This window comes from Acidovorax soli (assembly GCF_014207955.1).
In the GTDB taxonomy this organism is placed as follows: Bacteria; Pseudomonadota; Gammaproteobacteria; order Burkholderiales; family Burkholderiaceae_C; genus Acidovorax; species Acidovorax soli_A.
In genome coordinates this window covers 16937-31957 of record NZ_JACHLK010000002.1, presented here as the reverse complement: position 1 = coordinate 31957, position 15021 = coordinate 16937, and the positions used below count along the sequence as shown (strand labels likewise).

12 protein-coding genes are annotated in these 15021 nt (G+C 69.4%); 4 read left to right on the top strand and 8 right to left on the bottom strand.

Annotated elements, in window-relative coordinates:
* The first annotated feature begins 96 nt into the window (after positions 1 to 96).
* Together HNP48_RS04605 and HNP48_RS04600 are read left to right on the top strand one after the other, a co-directional pair.
* Complete coding sequence (locus tag HNP48_RS04605) at positions 97 to 771, top strand: phosphatase PAP2 family protein (RefSeq protein ID WP_184855712.1); 675 nt, start codon at positions 97 to 99, stop codon at positions 769 to 771.
* A gap of 41 nt (positions 772 to 812) precedes the next feature.
* Entirely contained in the window at positions 813 to 1202 is a 390-nt protein-coding gene (locus HNP48_RS04600; protein ID WP_221480096.1) for a GtrA family protein, read from the top strand.
* On the opposite strand, the gene HNP48_RS04595 is transcribed toward HNP48_RS04600, so the two are convergent.
* From HNP48_RS04595 to HNP48_RS04585, 3 genes are read right to left on the bottom strand one after another with little or no spacing between them, the layout of a single operon-like run.
* Positions 1197 to 2573, bottom strand: a complete 1377-nt coding sequence (locus tag HNP48_RS04595; RefSeq protein WP_260420092.1) for a HAMP domain-containing sensor histidine kinase — start codon at positions 2571 to 2573, stop codon at positions 1197 to 1199. The two genes, HNP48_RS04600 and HNP48_RS04595, sit on opposite strands and share 6 nt — an antisense overlap.
* Positions 2557 to 3243 (bottom strand): response regulator transcription factor, encoded by a 687-nt coding sequence (locus tag HNP48_RS04590; protein ID WP_184855709.1) that lies wholly within the window; start codon positions 3241 to 3243, stop codon positions 2557 to 2559. Before HNP48_RS04590 ends, HNP48_RS04595 begins: the two co-directional genes overlap by 17 nt.
* Entirely contained in the window at positions 3240 to 4049 is an 810-nt protein-coding gene (locus tag HNP48_RS04585) for a MipA/OmpV family protein (protein ID WP_184855708.1), read from the bottom strand. The genes HNP48_RS04590 and HNP48_RS04585 overlap by 4 nt, the downstream gene beginning before the upstream one ends.
* A 201-nt stretch (positions 4050 to 4250) precedes the next feature.
* On the opposite strand from HNP48_RS04585, the gene HNP48_RS04580 reads away from it, so the two are divergent.
* Complete coding sequence (locus HNP48_RS04580) at positions 4251 to 4805, top strand: NUDIX hydrolase (protein WP_184855707.1); 555 nt, start codon at positions 4251 to 4253, stop codon at positions 4803 to 4805.
* Between the two features lie 25 nt (positions 4806 to 4830).
* Positions 4831 to 5025 (top strand): DUF1737 domain-containing protein, encoded by a 195-nt coding sequence (locus HNP48_RS04575; RefSeq protein WP_184855706.1) that lies wholly within the window; start codon positions 4831 to 4833, stop codon positions 5023 to 5025.
* Positions 5026 to 5046: 21 nt separating this feature from the next.
* Here the strand turns inward: HNP48_RS04575 and HNP48_RS04570 are convergent, their stop codons facing one another.
* From HNP48_RS04570 to smc, 5 genes are all read right to left on the bottom strand, one after another.
* Positions 5047 to 7446 (bottom strand): penicillin-binding protein 1A, encoded by a 2400-nt coding sequence (locus HNP48_RS04570; protein ID WP_184855705.1) that lies wholly within the window; start codon positions 7444 to 7446, stop codon positions 5047 to 5049.
* Positions 7447 to 7545: 99 nt separating this feature from the next.
* Positions 7546 to 9657, bottom strand: coding sequence for an NAD-dependent DNA ligase LigA (gene ligA / locus HNP48_RS04565; RefSeq protein WP_409362533.1), 2112 nt, complete (start codon positions 9655 to 9657; stop codon positions 7546 to 7548).
* Complete coding sequence (locus HNP48_RS04560) at positions 9650 to 10186, bottom strand: hypothetical protein (RefSeq protein WP_184855704.1); 537 nt, start codon at positions 10184 to 10186, stop codon at positions 9650 to 9652. The genes ligA and HNP48_RS04560 overlap by 8 nt, the downstream gene beginning before the upstream one ends.
* 32 nt (positions 10187 to 10218) lie before the next feature.
* Positions 10219 to 11331 (bottom strand): cell division protein ZipA C-terminal FtsZ-binding domain-containing protein, encoded by a 1113-nt coding sequence (locus HNP48_RS04555; RefSeq protein WP_184855703.1) that lies wholly within the window; start codon positions 11329 to 11331, stop codon positions 10219 to 10221.
* 60 nt (positions 11332 to 11391) lie between these two features.
* Positions 11392 to 14916 carry a chromosome segregation protein SMC gene (gene smc / locus HNP48_RS04550; RefSeq protein ID WP_184855702.1) on the bottom strand — a complete coding sequence of 1175 codons (3525 nt, stop codon included), beginning with the start codon at positions 14914 to 14916 and terminating at the stop codon, positions 11392 to 11394.
* Positions 14917 to 15021 lie beyond the last annotated feature (105 nt).

The following is a 15021-nucleotide window of genomic DNA, read 5'->3' as shown; positions in this document are numbered from 1 at the left end:
CAGACACGCCACCACCCTATTTGCCGGGCCGTGCAGCGCAAGGCCCGGCTGCCGCATGCGCGCTCCGCGCGCCCCCTTCTACGTCCCCTGGCCGCCATGATCCACCTGCGCAAGCTCTCCCGCATAGGCACCGCGATGGCTTTCCTGCTGGCCATCCGCATCGATGCCCCCGTGGTGCACCTGGTGCACGCCCATACCACGCCGGCCCTGGACCTGGGGTTCGACCGCCTGAGCGGCCTGGCCAACGCCGAGCTGGCCACGGCATCGGGCCTGGTGCTGTACCTCATCGGGCATCTGGTGCTGGCATGCGGGCCGGCGCAGGTGCGCTCGGCGGCAGAGCGCGGGGTGCGCGCCGGGGTGCTGCTGCTGTGCACGCTGCTGTCCGGCGCCTGCATCACCTGGCTGCTCAAGCACGTGGCGGCGCGGGCCCGGCCGCAGTTGCTGATCGAGCAGGGCTTCAACGGCTTCGGCCTGCCCTTCACAGGGCATCCGTTCACCTCCTTCCCCTCCAGCCATGCCTTCACGGCCTTCGCCGTGGCGGCCGTCGCGGGGCAGTTGCAACCTGCCCTGGGCCGGCCCCTGCTGGCACTGGCGGCAGCCCTTGCGGCCTGCCGCGTGCTCACGCTGGAGCACTACCCCTCGGACGTGCTGTTCTCGGCGCTGGTTGGCTATGGCTGCGCGCAGTTCTGGGCCCTGCGCGCACTGGACCCGCACAGGGACTGGCCCTTGCGCCGGCCCTGGCCCCGCCTTTTCTCTTCTCGCCAGGCGTGACGCCCATGGAGCCCATCACCGTGCTATCTACCACCACCGGAATGCCCCGTCCCGCGATCACCCCCCGGCTGCTGGGCCGTGGCCTGGCCGCCACCGGGCTGCACGCCCTGGCCACGGTGGCCCTGCTGCAGGCTGGCAGCCACCCCTGGCTGGCCGCCAGCCTGGGGTTTGCCGCCGGGCTCGCGGCCAACTACGGCCTGCAGCGGGGCTACATCCTGCGCCACCACGAGCCACCGGGGCGCGCGCTGAGCCGCTACATCGCCGACATCAGCGTGCTGTGGGCCCTGCATGGTTTCGCCTTCGGGCTGATGGCGGGCGTTTCCGGGGTGCCCTTCGTGGCGGCACAGGTGGCCAGCAGCACGCTGGCGGCCGGCCTGGGCCTGCTGTGCTTCGGGGCGCGCGGCAGCCGCCGCACCAGCCTGGTGCTATGAGCTGGCGGGCTGCAGCGCCAACGACAGGCGCAGGCCCGGCCCGGCCGGCGCGGCCGTGAGCTGCCAGCCATGGGCCAGCGCGATTTCCTGGCAGATGGCCAGGCCCAGCCCCGCCCCCAGGTCGCGCCGGTGGGGCCCGCGCCAAAAGCGCGCAAACAGCAGGGACAATTGGTCGGCCGCCACGCCAGGGCCATGGTCGCGCACGGCCAGGCTGTGGGCTGCAACCTCCACGTCCACCGTGCTTCCCGCGGGCGCATGCTCGATGGCGTTTTCCAGCAGGTTCTTGAGCAAGGTGAACAGGGCGCCACGGTCGGCCGTCCAGCGCACGCCACCTTCGGGCGCGGCCACAGTCAATCGGACGCCGGCCGCCTCGGCGCGGCGCTGCAGGTAGGCCGCGGCCTCGTGCGCCACCTCGTCCGCCCGCGTCTCGCCCATCTGGTAGTTGTGCGCTTCGCTGGCCTCGGCCAGCAGCAGCAGTTGCTGCACCTGGCGCGCCATGTAGGCCACGTCGCGCAGCAGCGCATCGCGGCTGCCGTCGGCATCGGGGGGCTGCAGCTCGATCTGCGCGCGGATCAGCGCCAGTGGGGTCTTGAGCTCGTGCGCCGCATTGGCCAGGAACTCCTGCTGCACGCGGTAGCCCTGCTCCACGCGTTCGAGCACGCGGTTGAAGCTCTCCACCAGCGGCCCGACCTCTGCCGGCACGGCCTCGGTGGCCAGACGTGTGTGCAACGAGCGCGGCGAGATCGCCGCCGCCGACTCCGACACCATGCGCAGCGGCCTGAGGGTATAGCGCAGCACGATGAAGGCCCCCAGCCCGAAGACGGCCAGCAGCACCAGGCTGAATGCCAGGATGCCTCCTGCCACCAGCGGGATGGCCACGCGGTGCAGCAGGGTCATGAACCGGTTGCTGGCCGCCATCTGGAAGTACCAGGTCGTGCCGCCGCGCACCAGGCGCTCCGTCATGCCGTGCATGACAACACCTTCGCGCTCGAAGTCGAAGCTGCCCGGCTCCAGCCGGTCCACGGCCCCGCCCTGGGGCCAGAACTGCGCACCGGCGGGCGACAGCAAGGCCACCTTGCCCGTGTGGTCGAGAACGCGGTAGGCTGTCTCGCGCCCCAGGCTGTCAAACACCCAGGCCAGGTTGCCTACGTCGTGGTCCTCGTCATCGACCTGCAGGTCCACCGGCTGGCCCGTGCTGTCGAACAGAATCCTCCCCGCCATCTCCTCGGCCGCATCGGCGAGGTCCATGCGCGCCAGGAACGTACCCTGCAGCACCGCCACGGCCACCGCCACGAGAAGAGCGATGCTCAGCACCATGCCCGCCAGGTAGGCGAGCATGAGCTTGGTACCCAGGCTATTGAGCCGGATCATCTTCGCGAAGTGCATACCCGAGCCCTCGGACATTGACGATGCGCTGCACCGAGCCGATGGCCGAGAGCTTGCGGCGCAGGCGGTGCAGCGCCACGTCCAGCGCGTTGGGCGTCACCGCCTCGTTCGCGCCCCAGCCGGCCGCCTCCAGCGCGCTGCGGCGCACGGTGTCGCCGTGGCGGCGCACCAGCAGCAGCATCATCTGCATCTCCGCCGGCGCCAGGGTGATGGACTCCTCGCCGCAGCCCATCACGCCTTCGGCCGGGCGCAGGCGCAGGTCGCCGGCCTCGGGGTCCAGCGTGCGGTGCTCCACGGGGCGGCGCAGCAGCGCGCGCACGCGGGCCACCATCTCGTCCATGGCAAAGGGCTTGGGCAGGTAGTCGTCGGCGCCGGCCTCCAGGCCCTCCACCCGGTCGCGCAGCGCGTCGCGTGCGGTCAGCACCAGGCAGGGCACCCCCAGGCCCGCGCGGCGCATGCGCTGCAGCAGGGCCAGGCCATCGCCATCGGGCAGGCCCCGGTCGAGCACCATGGCCTGGTAGGGCACCTGTTCCAGCGCCGCCCAGGCGGCGTCGCCGCGGTCCACCACGTCCACGGCCACGCCGCTGGCCGCCAGGCCCTTGCTGATCAGGCCGGCCAGGCGTTCATGGTCTTCCACCAACAGGATGCGGTTCATCGAAAACGGTACATATAGCCCACAAAGACCCCGGTCTCGCTGGAGCGGTCCACCAGCGGGCTGTTCTTGATGCCCGAGTGCAGGCGCGTGACGCCCACATCCACCATCACCGAGTGGTGGCGGTCGAACAGGTACATGCCGCGCAGGCCCAGCTCGGTGTTCACGCCCGATTCTCCCAGGTAGGCCGCACGGCCCGCGCGGGCTTCGCCGGCGCGCACGCCATGGTAATAGTCCACGGTCTTGCGGTCCTGCCAGGTGGCCACGAGGCGCGGGCTCAGCATGAACTGCTGGCCAAGGCGGAAGTTGCGCTCCAGCCCCAGGCTGAACTGCTGGCCCTTGCTGTTGCCCGAGGCATCGGCCGTCCAGCGCGCGGACACATTGGCCCACTCATTGTCCCACTGCAGCTTGCCGCCGAGCCAGAAGCCGCCTTCGCGCTCGGCCATGCCGGCCAGGTAGGGCGAATCCTTGGCCTCGTAGCCCGAGCCCTCGTACTTGCCGATGAGCCCGAAGGACAGGCGCTGGGTGTCGCTGATGCGCAGGCCGGGCAGCTTGAGCTCCGCGCCCGGCCCCATGATCTTGACGTACTGGTTCTCGTACTGCAGCAGCGGCAGGGCCTTGGTGTCGCGGTCGATGCCCCGGTAGGCCTGCTGCTTGCTGCCCACACCCAAACCCAGCCCCCAGGACGAGCCCCCCTCGCCGCCCTCCCCCGGTTTTCCCTGGGCCAGGGTCGGCAGCGGGCTGGCCAGGGCGGCCACGGTGACGGCGGCAGCCTGCAGACACTGGGCAAAAGCGGGAGATACGCGCATGAACGGTTCCTCGATGGAAATGGAAAGCCGCCATGCTCGCCGGCCCCGCCTTACCAGGCACTTACCAAGGCGGGTCTGGGCGAGCCGCCCGCAGGGCCTGAGGCGCGCCCGCGCCCAGGCGACCGCCGGGAACGGTACACTCCCTTTTTCATAGCTGAGGATGGCCACCGGGGCCGCCTGCTCCACGACCGACCCCACCGCATGACCAGCTTCCGCAGCCCGATCCGACATTGCCGCGCCTGTGGCACCGCCGTGGAGTACCGCCTGCCCGACGACGGCGACACCAAGCAGCGCGCCGTGTGCCCGGCCTGCAACACGGTGCACTACGAGAACCCGCTCAACGTGGTGGGCACGGTGCCTGCGCTGCCCGACGGCCGCGTGCTGCTGTGCAAGCGCAACATCGAGCCGCGCTGGGGCAAGTGGACGCTGCCCGCAGGCTTCATGGAACTGGAAGAGACCACCGCGCAGGGCGCCGCGCGCGAGACCGACGAAGAGGCCGGTGCGCAGATCGAGATCGGCCCGCTGTTCAGCCTGCTCAACGTGCGGCGGGTGGGCCAGGTGCATTTTTTCTACCGGGCCACGCTGCTGAGCGAGGTGTTCGACCCAGGCCATGAGACCATCGAGGCGCGACTGTTCACCGAGGCAGAGATTCCCTGGGACGAGATCGCCTTCCGCACGGTGAAGGAAACGCTGGAGGCCTTTTTTGCCGACAGAAAAAAAGGCGCCTTCGGCCTGCACTGCATAGATATCGAATAGCCCGGCCCCCGCCGGCCATCCCGCCATGACCACCATCCCACCCGACAACCTGCCCACCTACCGCCTGTTGACCGGCCCTGACGATGCGGCCTTCTGCAAGCGGGTGAGCGAGGCCCTGGCGCTGGGATACCAACTGTACGGCTCACCGGCCGCAACTTTCAACGGCGAGCGCGTCATCGTGGCGCAGGCCATCATCTGGCCGAGCGCGAAGCCTGCCTGAAGCGGGCCACCCGCACTGCGCTCAGGGCGGGGTTTCAGCCCCCGGCACCTGCACGCTGCCGGGCGGGGGAATGCTGACCGACGGAGGCATGGGCGGCAGCAGCGGTGGCGGCGGCAGCACCATCTGCTCGGCCGGCGGTGCAGGGCCGCGCTGCGCCGGCGCCTCGGGCTGGTCCGGCTCGCGGATGACAGGCGGCAGCGTGCCCGGGGGCAGCGGCGACGGGTAAGCGCCCCCGGCGGGAGGCTGGCCCGGTGCATCACGGCCGAACAGCTCCATCACCCAGTTGCGCATGCCCGCCATGGCATTGCCCATGGCGCTGGTGTCTTCCTCGTCGATGAAACGGTCCTTGCCGTCGAGCACCTGGGAGCGGAAGGCCTGCTGCACGAAGTCGCCCACCATGGGCAGCGCGCTGTGGGCGCCCTGGCCCCAGTAGTCGCTGCGCAGGGTCACGCGGCCGTCGTTGAAGCCCACCCAGGCGCCGGCCACCACACGCGGGTGCATGAGGATGAACCAGCCGTCGGTGTTGTCCTGCGTGGTGCCGGTCTTGCCCGCCACATCGCCCTGGATGCCGTAGCGCGAGCGGATGGCGCGGCCCGTGCCCTTGTCGATCACACCGCGCATGGCGGCGCGCAGGGTCTGTGCGGCACCGGTGGGCAGCACCTTCTCTGCCGCCGGTGGGGTGAAGGTCTGCAGCACCTTGCCATGGCGGTCTTCGATGCGCGTGATGAGCACCGGCGACACATAGCGGCCCGCATTGGCGATGGTGCTGTAGGCGGTGACCATCTCGCGCAGCGTGACCGGGCTGGTGCCCAGGGCCAGCGAGGGCACGAGTTCCAGCTTGCTCTCGCGCACACCCATGGCCTGGGCCAGTTCGGCCACACGGGCCGGGCCGACCTTGTGCATGAGCTGCGCGGTGATGGTGTTCTTGGACAGGGCCAGGCCATCGGCCAGGGTCATGGGCGCGTCGCTCGGCGGGCCGCCGTCGGTGGGACGCCAGACCTGGCCGCCGCCCAGGGGGATCTCGACGGCCTCGTCCATCAGCGTATCGTCGGGCAGCGCCCCCTGCTCGAAGGCCGCACCGTAGACAAAAGGCTTGAAGGTGGAGCCCGGCTGGCGCCGCGCCTGCTGCACGTGGTCGAACGGGTCCTGGCCGAAATCGCGGCTGCCCACCCAGGCCAGCACCTTGCCGGTGACCGGGTCCATGGCCATGAAGCCGGCCTGCACGCGGGTCTTGTTCTGGCGCAGGGTGCGCATGAAGGCCGTGTCGGCCAGCAAGGTCTTGAGCGCCTCGTCGGGCGTGGCGCCCTGCTCCACCGCGGTGCGGTATTCGGAGCTATCGCGCACGAAGTCCTGCACCAGGTCCGACTGCGGGTTCCAGGCGCTGCGCTGGGCCCATGCCGTATCGGCAATGCCCTGCAGCTGCCGGCCCTGCTTGGCCACGGCCTGGTTGGCCATGGCCTGCAGGCGCGAGTCGATGGTGGTGTGCACCATCAGGCCGTCGGCATGCAGGCTGTAGCCATTGGCGTCAGCCCAGGCGATCAGGGTCTTGCGCAGTTGCTGGGCAAAGTGCGGTGCCAGGCCCGTGGCCTCGGTCTGGCGCTCGAAGTCCAGGCGCAGGGGGCGCTTTTGCAGGGTGTCGAACTGGGCCTTGTCGAGCTTGTCGCGCTTGACCATCTGCGCCAGCACGGTGTTGCGCCGAGCCTGGGCGCGCTCCGGATTCATCACGGGGTTGTAGTAGGCCGTGCCCTTGAGCATGCCGATCAGCGTGGCGCTCTCGAGCAGGTTGAGCTTGTCCGCCGACTTGTCGAAATAGGTGCGCGCCGCCATCTCGATGCCGAAGGCGTTGTAGAGAAAGGGCACGGTGTTGAGATAAGTCTCCAGGATCTCGTCCTTGGAGTAGTACATCTCGATCTTGATCGCGGTGATCGCCTCCTTGAGCTTGCGCGTGATGGTGCGCGAGCGCCCGATCTCCTCGGGGAACAGGTTGCGCGCGAGCTGCTGCGTGATGGTGGAGCCGCCCTGCGGGTCGCCACGCAGCGTGTGCACCACGGAGGACGCCGTGCGCCGCCAGTCCATGCCCCAGTGCTCGTAGAAGCGGTGGTCTTCCGTGGCAATGAGGGCGTTGACCACGTGCGGTGCCACGCGGTTCAGGGCCACCCACTCGCGGTTGGCCCAGCGGTATTCGGACAGCACCTTGCCATCGGCAGAGATCAACTGTGCAGGCCGCTCGGTCTTGGCCTTGGTGATGTCGCTGATGGACGGCGTGAACGGGATCAGCGCCAGGGTGTAGAGCACCAGCGCCATGGGCAGGGCCAGGATGGCCAGCAGCCAGGTGCGGCGCCGGGAGGCCCGTGCATAGGCGAGCGCGCGGCGCAGGCCCGCGGCCAGTCGGGCGGCCAGGGAGGAAAGCAGGGGAGGCATCAGGCAAGCCCCTCGGGGGCCGGGAAAATCAGGGACAGGGGAAACACGTTGGCGGCCCGAAGGAAAACAAACTCAGACTCAGGAAGCCGGCGCAAGTTCTCAGGCCGCCGTACTGCCGGCCAGCAGCGCCAGCATGCCGGCCTCGTCGATCACAGGCACACCCAGCTCCTCGGCCTTGGCCAGCTTGCTGCCGGCCTCTTCGCCGGCCACCACGTAGCTGGTCTTCTTGCTCACCGAACCCGAGACCTTGGCGCCCGCAGCTTCGAGCATGTCCTTGGCTGCATCGCGGCCCAGCGTGGGCAGCGTGCCGGTGAGCACAAAGGTCTTGCCGGCCAGCACCTGGGGCGCCTTTTCGGTGCGCACGCCTTCCGGCCAGGTCACGCCGCAGGCACGCAGTTGCTCCACCACCTCGCGGTTGTGCGACTGCTGGAAGAAGGTGTGCACGCTCTGCGCGACGATGGGGCCCACATCGGGCACTTCGAGCAGTTGCTCCACGGTGGCGGCCGTCTCCTGCGTGGCGCCCATCAGCGCATCGAGGGTGCCGAAGTGCTTGGCCAGATCGCGCGCCGTGGATTCGCCCACATGGCGGATGCCCAGGCCGAACAGAAAGCGCGCCAGCGTGGTCTCCTTGGACTTCTCCAGCGCGGCCAGCACGTTCTGCGCCGATTTCTCGGCCATGCGCTCCAGCGCCACCAGGGAGCTGAGCCCCAGGCGGTACAGGTCGGGCAAGGTGCGGATCACGTTGGACTCGACCAACTGGTCCACCAGCTTGTCACCCAGGCCCTCGATGTCCATGGCGCGGCGTGCGGCAAAGTGCAGGATGGCCTCCTTGCGCTGGGCCGCGCAGAACAGGCCGCCGGTGCACCGGTGGTTGGCCTCGCCGGGCTCGCGCACCACGTCGCTGCCGCACACAGGGCACTGCCGGGGCATGCGGAAGTTGGGCACATAGGCCGGTCGCTGGCCGGGCATGACACCCACCACCTCGGGGATCACATCGCCCGCGCGGCGCACGATCACCGTGTCGCCCACGCGCACCTGCTTCTTGCGGATCTCGAACAGGTTGTGCAGCGTGGCATTGGTCACCGTGACGCCCCCCACGAAGACCGGCGCCAGACGCGCCACGGGCGTGAGCTTGCCGGTGCGGCCCACCTGAATGTCAATGCCCTCCACGCGCGTGGCCATCTCCTGCGCAGGGTACTTGTGGGCCACGGCCCAGCGCGGCTCGCGCGTCTTGAAGCCCAGGTCGCGCTGCAGGTCCAGGCGGTTGACCTTGTAGACCACGCCGTCGATGTCGTAGGGCAGTTCGTCACGCGAGGCGCCCACCTGCTGGTGGAAGGCCACCAGTTCTGCCGCCCCCCTGGCCACCGTGACCTGCGCCGCGACCGGGAAGCCCCAGGCCTTGAGCCGCTGCAGCATGTCGTAGTGGGTGGCGAACACCGGCCCGCCCTCCCCGGCCGGCGTGATCGCCCCCAGCCCATAGGCGAAGAAGCTCAGCGGACGTTGGGCCGAGATGTCGGAATCGAGCTGGCGCACCGCGCCGGCGGCTGCGTTGCGCGGGTTCACGAAGGTCTTGCCGCCCTGCTCGCGCTGGCGCTCGTTCAGGGCATCGAAATCGGCACGGCGCATGTAGACCTCGCCGCGCACTTCGAGCAGTGGCGGCACATCGGCCGGCAGGGTCAAAGGGATCTGGCGGATGCGGCGGATGTTGTGCGTCACGTCCTCACCCACCTCGCCGTCGCCGCGCGTGGCGGCCTGCACCAGGCGGCCGCCCTCGTAGCGCAGGCTCATGGCCAGGCCGTCGAACTTGGGCTCGGCCACGTACTCGATCACCGGGTCGGACTCGGCCAAGCCCAGCTCGCGCCGCACGCGGGCGTCAAAGGCCTGGGCGCCCGTGGCTTCGGTGTCGGTCTCGGTGTGGATGCTGAGCATGGGCACGGCGTGGCGCACCGGGGCCAGGCCGTCCATCACCGCGCCGATCACGCGCTGCGTGGGCGAGTCGGGGCTCATGAGGTCGGGGTGGGCCTCTTCCAGCGCCTGCAGTTCGCGGAACACGCGGTCGTACTCGGCGTCGGGTACCGTGGGCTCGTCCAGCACATAGTACTGGTGGGCCCAGAGGTTCAATTGCGCGCGCAGCGCGTCGACCGCGTCGGCGGCCTCGGCCGGCTGCAGAGGCAGCGCGCCGGCTGCGGGGGCATGGGAAGAATCAGTCACCACGGATGGCACCCAGGAAAGTGGGAGGCTCCAGCACCTCCACAGGAATATTGGCAGGCATGGAGCGCTGCAGGAAGTCGACCACACGGGCGTCATCGCGCATGAAGCCGGGGCGCACCTCGGTGGGCTCGCCCGCATGGCGCTCGAACACGTAGCTGCGGTTGCCGGGTGTGCCCTTGATGACCAGCTTTCGCAGCCCGGCCAGTGGCACCTGGACGAGGCCAGGCCGCACATTCAATGGCAGGCTCAGCAGGACCTCCGAGGCATCGACGCGCACCAGCGGCTTGCCCATGGGGCCGAACCTGCGCCGCTGGCGCCAGCCTGCGATGGCAGGGGCGAGAAAGAGACCGAGGTAGAGCAGGCCGAACCAGTTCACCCGGCCGCTTGCCAGGTACTGCCGGTACGTCACTGCAGCGACCACCAGGCAACCCAGCGCTGGCAGCCAGGTATCGAGCAAGGCGTTCGACGGACGAAAAAGGCCCTGTGGCGTTTCGACCACCGGGGGAAACAGCACGTGCCACCAGCGCATGAACCCTCCTTTCGGCCCGCAGTCTCCGGCCATCAGCTGAACAGCCGCCGCGCCAGCACCGAGCCAGCCGACAGCTCGCGCCCGTCGAGCTGGTCGTAGAGCAGCTCCAGGTCGGTCGCGATGGGGTCCATGGCCATGGCGGGCAGCGGGTGGCCGTTCTGGTCGCAGAGCACACCGTCCATGGCCTGGCACAGGGCCGTGGCGACCTCGCGCAGGCGCGTGAAGGGTTGCTCGCCGCGGTGCACCTGGGGCACGTCCAGGCTCAGGGTCACGTCGCGGATGGCAGACTGGTCCGGGTCATCGGCCAATGCCGCCTGCGTGTCATAGCCCAGGGTGAGCAGTGGCGGCAGGCCCGGGTTGCCCGTGGGCAGCACCAGTCGGCCCGGCATGGCGCCGGACACGAAACCCAGGCGCGCAGCATTCTGGTGGATGTAGCCCGGGCTCCAGGCGGCCTGGCGCGCGCGCAGCATGAAGGCCAGTTGCGCATCGTGGTCGCTCGCGAACTGGTCGAGCTCGCGGGCACGGGCCACTTCCTGCAGCATGTCAGGGAAATCGGGGGCCGCGTTCACCGCATCGGCAAAGTCCTGGGCCTTCATCACGAATTCCGAGAACTCGATCTCGTTGAGCGCCCCCATGCGGTTGGCCAGTTGCACACCCGCCTGGAAGCTCTGGTAGCGCTGACCAGGTGACGGCGTCTCCCACTGCTGCGTGGCTTCGTTGTAGCCCTCGATGGCAAAAGGCTTGCTGCCCGCGCGGCGGGTGGGCGGCATGGCGGCCAGCGCGGCATCGCCCGAGACGATGAGCTCGGGCTGCAGGGGCGCGATCACGTCGATCAACGGGTCCAGGCCCGGGCGGCGCTCCAGCGACATCGGCGGCACCGGCATCTGCAGCGCGTCGAGCACGTCGACCGTGTGCACGGAGGGGTCGGTCCCACGGTCCAGGCTGTCGAGCTCGGCCGCCGTGAGTTGCACGGCGCCCGTGTCGAAGCCGGGCTCCTGGCGCAGCGCCGGGTCGGCCAGGTGCTCGGGCTCCTCGGGCGAGGCGCGCCGCGGCGCATTGCGGCGCGATGTCCAGGCGTTGTAGGCCACGATGAGGGCCAGCACCAGGCCGCCGATGATGGCCAGACTCACTTGCAATGTGCTCATAGATCCTGTTCCAGCCTGTTCCAGCAGCCTGGGCAATGAAAGTATGTCGGTGCCATCATGTCATGCATCGGCCATGGACAAGGCGGATTCCATATCGACCGCCACGATGCGCGAGACGCCCTGCTCCTGCATGGTCACGCCGATCAACTGCTCGGCCATTTCCATGGCGATCTTGTTGTGGCTGATGAACAGGAACTGCGTGCCCTTGCTCATGCTGGAGACCAGCTTGGCATAGCGCTCGGTGTTGGCGTCGTCCAGCGGCGCGTCCACCTCGTCCAGCAGGCAGAACGGCGCGGGGTTGAGCTGGAAGATGGCGAACACCAGGGCGATGGCGGTCAGTGCCTTCTCGCCACCCGACAGCAGGTGGATGGTCTGGTTCTTCTTGCCCGGGGGCTGGGCCATCACCTGCACGCCGGAGTCGAGGATTTCGTCGCCGGTGATGATGAGCTTGGCCTGGCCGCCGCCGAACAGCTCAGGGAACATGCGCCCGAAATGGCCATTCACGGTATCGAAGGTGCCCGAGAGCAGCTGGCGCGTCTCGCCGTCGATCTTGCGGATCGCGTCTTCCAGCGTGTTCATGGCCTCGGTCAGGTCGGCCGTCTGCGCATCGAGGAAGACCTTGCGCTCGCTGGCCAGCTTGAGTTCGTCCAGCGCCGCCAGGTTCACGGCGCCCAGCGCGGCGATCTCGCGGTGCAGGCGGTCGATCTCGCCCTGCAGGCCGGACACGCGCACATTGCCCTCGGCAATCGACTGGGCCACGGCCTCCAGGTCGGCCTGGGCGTCGGCCAGCAGGGTGCTGTACTGCTCCAGGCCCAGGCGCGCGGCCTGCTCCTTGAGCTGGAATTCGGTGATGCGCGCGCGCAGCGGATCGAGCGCACGTTCGAGCTGCATGCGCCGCTCGTCGCTGGCGCGCAGCTTGGCGGTCAGGTCGTCGTACTCGCTGCGCTGGGCGCCAAGGGCCTTCTCGCGCTCCATCTTCACTTCCAGCGCCGCCTGCAGGCCGCCCTGGGCAGCGGCATCCGACAAGCGGGCCAGCTCGTCACGCGCACGCTGCTGCTCATCGGTGAGCGAAGCCGCCTGCTGGTTGGCGGTCTCGATCGAGCGGTTCAGTTCACCGCGGCGCGCCTCCAGGCTGCGCTGCGAGAAGGTGGCCTCCTGCGCCTGGCGCTCCAGCGTGCGCTGCTGCTCGCGGCAGGCGGCCAGCTTGCGCTCGGCCTCGATCACGCGGTCGCCCAGTTGCGCCTCGCGCTCCTGGCTGTCGGCCAACTGCATGTCCAGCTCCTCGAAGCGGGCTTCGGCGGCCACACGGCGCTCCTGCAGGTCGGACAACTGGGCCTCGATCTCGGCGATGTCGGCACCGATCTGGGCACTGCGCGCACGGGTCTGCTCTGCCAACTGCGTCAGGCGCAAGGTCTCGACCTGCAGCTCATGGGCGCGGCTTTGTGCTTCGGTGGCCTCGCGGCGCGCGCCCACCAGGCGCTGCGAAGCGTCGGCATAGGCGGCCTCGGCGCGGACCAGGGCGGTGCGCGACTCCTCGGCGATCAGGGCCTGGGCACGCAGCTCCTTTTCGAGGTGCTCGATCTCCTGCGCGCGCGCCAGCATGCCCGATTGCTCGGAGTCCTGGGCATAGAAGCTCACGCTGTGCGCGCTGACGGCATGGCCCGAGGGCACGAACACCACCTCGCCCGGCTGCAGCGAGCCACGGCGGTTCAGGGCTTCGTCCAGCGTGGGGGCGGTGTAGCAGCCCTGCAGCCAGTCGACCAGCACGGCGCGCAGACCGGCATCGTGGATGCGCAGCAGGTCCGACAGGCGCGCATGCGGCGAGGCCGCCTCGGGTGCACCTGCCAAGGGCAGGCTGTAGAAGGCCAGGCGGGCCGGCGGCGCATCGGTACCGCCTGAGCCCAGGAAGCCGCGCACCATGTCCAGGCGCCCCACTTCCAATGCGGCCAGGCGCTCGCGCAGCGCGGCTTCCAACGCGTTCTCCCAGCCGGTTTCGATGTGGATGCGGCTCCACAGGCCTTGCAGGCCATCGAGGCCGTGCTTGGCCAGCCAGGGGCGCAGCTTGCCATCGGTCTTGACCTTTTCCTGCAGGGCCTTGAGCGCTTCCATGCGGGCCGAGAGGTCGGCCTGGCGCGCGCTTTCGCTGTTCACGGCCTGCTGGCGCGTGCGACGGTCTTCGTCCAGTTGCGGCACGGCCTCCTGCAGCTCGGCCAGGCGCGCTTCGGTGGTCTCTGCCAGTTCCTTGGCCTCGTCCAGCTGTTCCTGCAGGTTGGCCAGGCGCGCCTCGTCGGGGGCAGCCAAGGCATTGCGGTCGGTGCGCAGGCGTTCGTAGCGCGCGTCGAACTGGCGGCTTTGCTCGTCGATGCTGCGCTGCTCGGCGGCCAGCACACCGATCTGCTGCTGCACCTGGACCACACTGGCGCGCTGCTCGGTCGTGCGGCTCTGCGCCTGGCGCAGGGCCTCTTCGAGGTCGGGCAGCTGCATGGCCTGCTCTTCGACCTGGGCGGCCAGCAGCTCGGCACGCTCCTCGGCGTCCACGCCGGCACCGGCGAGGTTCTCCAATTCGATGTCGGCCTCTTCCTTGCGCGCGGACCACTGGGCGATCTGCTCGGCCAGCGTCACCAGGCGCTGCTCCACCCGCAGCCGGCCCTCCACCACATAGCGGATCTCGGCCTCCAGGCGGCCCACCTCGGCCGTGGCCTCGTAGAGCTTGCCCTGGGCCTGGTTGACCTGGTCGCCGGCCGCATAGTGGGCCTGGCGGATGGTTTCGAGGTCGGCCTCGACCGCGCGCAGATCGGCCATGCGCGATTCGAGGTCGTTCACGGCCTGCAGGCCATCGAGGCGCACCTTGGCCTGGTCGGCTTCAGCGTCGGCGCGCTTCAGAAACCACAGCTGGTGCTGTTTGAGCGTGGCGTCGGAATGCAGGGCGTTGTATTTGGCGGCCACCTCGGCCTGCTTTTCGAGCTTTTCGAGGTTGGCGTTCAACTCGCGCAGGATGTCTTCCACCCGCGTGAGGTTCTCGCGCGTGTCCGACAGGCGGTTTTCCGTCTCGCGGCGGCGCTCCTTGTACTTGGAGACACCGGCCGCCTCTTCGAGGAACAGGCGCAGCTCTTCGGGCCGCGACTCGATGATGCGGCTGATGGTGCCCTGGCCGATGATGGCGTAGGCGCGCGGCCCCAGGCCCGTGCCCAGGAACACGTCCTGCACGTCGCGGCGGCGCACGGGCTGGTTGTTCAGAAAGTAGCTGCTGGTGCCATCGCGCGTGAGCACGCGGCGCACCGCCACCTCGCCGTACTGGCCCCACTGGCCGCCGGCCCGGTGGTCGGAGTTGTCGAACACCAGCTCCACGCTGGCGCGGCTGGCCTGCTTGCGCGTGGTGGTGCCGCTGAAGATCACGTCCTGCATGGACTCGCCACGCAGCTCGCTGGCCTTGCTCTCGCCCAGCACCCAGCGCACCGCATCCATGATGTTGGACTTGCCGCAGCCGTTGGGGCCCACCACGCCCACCAGCTGCCCGGGCAGCATGAAGTTGGTGGGCTCAGCGAAGGACTTGAAGCCGGAAAGCTTGATGGAGGTGAGACGCACGTGTCAGGGGGCGGACAGGAAAGGGGTGGGCGAACGGGCGCCAGACGGAAAATACCGGCCAAATGTAAAGCGGGATGATACCGCGCCGCCTGCCGGCTCCTGTGT

Excerpts from the sequence above, each read along its gene's own strand:
- HNP48_RS04560 (WP_184855704.1), bottom strand. The coding sequence starts at position 10,186 with ATGCGCTGGTGGCACGTGCTGTTTCCCCCGGTGGTCGAAACGCCACAG.
- HNP48_RS04575 (WP_184855706.1), top strand. The coding sequence starts at position 4,831 with ATGACCACCATCCCACCCGACAACCTGCCCACCTACCGCCTGTTGACC.
- HNP48_RS04605 (WP_184855712.1), top strand. The coding sequence starts at position 97 with ATGATCCACCTGCGCAAGCTCTCCCGCATAGGCACCGCGATGGCTTTC.
- HNP48_RS04585 (WP_184855708.1), bottom strand. The coding sequence starts at position 4,049 with ATGCGCGTATCTCCCGCTTTTGCCCAGTGTCTGCAGGCTGCCGCCGTC.
- HNP48_RS04555 (WP_184855703.1), bottom strand. The coding sequence starts at position 11,331 with ATGAGCACATTGCAAGTGAGTCTGGCCATCATCGGCGGCCTGGTGCTG.
- HNP48_RS04600 (WP_221480096.1), top strand. The coding sequence starts at position 813 with ATGCCCCGTCCCGCGATCACCCCCCGGCTGCTGGGCCGTGGCCTGGCC.
- HNP48_RS04580 (WP_184855707.1), top strand. The coding sequence starts at position 4,251 with ATGACCAGCTTCCGCAGCCCGATCCGACATTGCCGCGCCTGTGGCACC.
- HNP48_RS04595 (WP_260420092.1), bottom strand. The coding sequence starts at position 2,573 with ATGATCCGGCTCAATAGCCTGGGTACCAAGCTCATGCTCGCCTACCTG.
- HNP48_RS04590 (WP_184855709.1), bottom strand. The coding sequence starts at position 3,243 with ATGAACCGCATCCTGTTGGTGGAAGACCATGAACGCCTGGCCGGCCTG.
- HNP48_RS04570 (WP_184855705.1), bottom strand. The coding sequence starts at position 7,446 with ATGCCTCCCCTGCTTTCCTCCCTGGCCGCCCGACTGGCCGCGGGCCTG.